Origin of the sequence: Nocardia shimofusensis NBRC 100134, from assembly GCF_001613125.1 — a bacterium.
Lineage (GTDB): Bacteria > Actinomycetota > Actinomycetes > Mycobacteriales > Mycobacteriaceae > Nocardia > Nocardia shimofusensis.
In genome coordinates this window covers 1-986 of the sequence record NZ_BDBT01000058.1, presented here as the reverse complement: position 1 = coordinate 986, position 986 = coordinate 1, and the positions used below count along the sequence as shown (strand labels likewise).

At 62.2% G+C, this 986-nt stretch carries 2 protein-coding genes; both read right to left on the bottom strand.

The genetic code is table 11. The annotated features are described in order from the left end of the window. The coding region (locus NS3_RS27950) for a hypothetical protein (protein WP_067866014.1) at positions 1-580 on the bottom strand (580 nt) is incomplete at its 3' end. Then, positions 577-986, bottom strand: a 410-nt coding sequence (locus NS3_RS27945; RefSeq protein ID WP_245649852.1) for a putative toxin, incomplete at its 5' end; no start/stop codon positions are given. The genes NS3_RS27945 and NS3_RS27950, both read right to left, overlap by 4 nt.

Sequence of the window (986 nt, the reverse complement as noted above, 5' to 3'; positions counted from 1 at the left end):
ACCAGGGGTATTTCGACGTGAGGAACGGTTCGACCTGTTTGCTCACCCCTTGCGCCCGCAGCTTCGACAGCGCATCCAATGCGTGGCCTGCCACGGTGTCGTCGTTGAGTTGGGCGAGGGCGACTGCTGCGGCGTCGGGGTGGCGTGATTTGCCGAGCCAGTCGACCACCATCTGCCTGTCGGCTCCGAATCCACGGTCGGCGGCGATGGCGGCGAGCTGGTCGAAGTACTCCTTGCCGGCGGGGATGCTGTAGAGGGCGTTGCCCGCGGACCACCGCGTGTAAGAGCTCATGGTCTTGGCGTGGTCGAACTGACCGATCAGCGCTGGGATCGCCTCGGTCTTGCGAGATTCCTTACGGTTCAGTCCATTGACCAGGCTCAGCCGCGCCAGTTCCCTGCCCTCGGTTTCCGGTCCGGGCCATCGGTCTTCGAGCTCGGCGAGCCACTCGGCAACCAGCACGATCACCGCCGGTGCACTACTCCTCTGATTGCCGATATCGCCAATCGTGTCGGCGTTTCCGCCGGCCCGGCGGTACTCCTCGAGCAGACGGATGGCTGCGGTGTCGTCGGTGGGGGTCAACTCTGGAAATCCATCGTGACGTGTTTGATCTTGCCTTGATTCACGAGGTCCTGCAGCTCCTGTGTGAGGCGGGTGTTGCGGTCGGTGATCAGCACGAACTCATACCCTCTGGCCTGGCAAAAGGCCATGTCGTCTTTCAGCTGGCTCGTGTACCCCTGGACTTGAACGTTCTTGACTTCGGTGAGGCGTTTGGTGGTGTGGTCGAGGTCGTCAGGGATCGTATTACGTCTGCCCGTCACCGACAGAATCGACGCTTTGGGCTTGGTGGGGTCGATGCCGGCCCGCGCTTCGGCCTTCTCCCCTTCGAGCTTGTTTCTGCGCATCGTCTCCGACTTCGTCGGCGGCGGGGCGCTTTTCAACTGCTTGTCCAGGATCGGTTTGAACTTGGTGTTCACCGCACTGACCA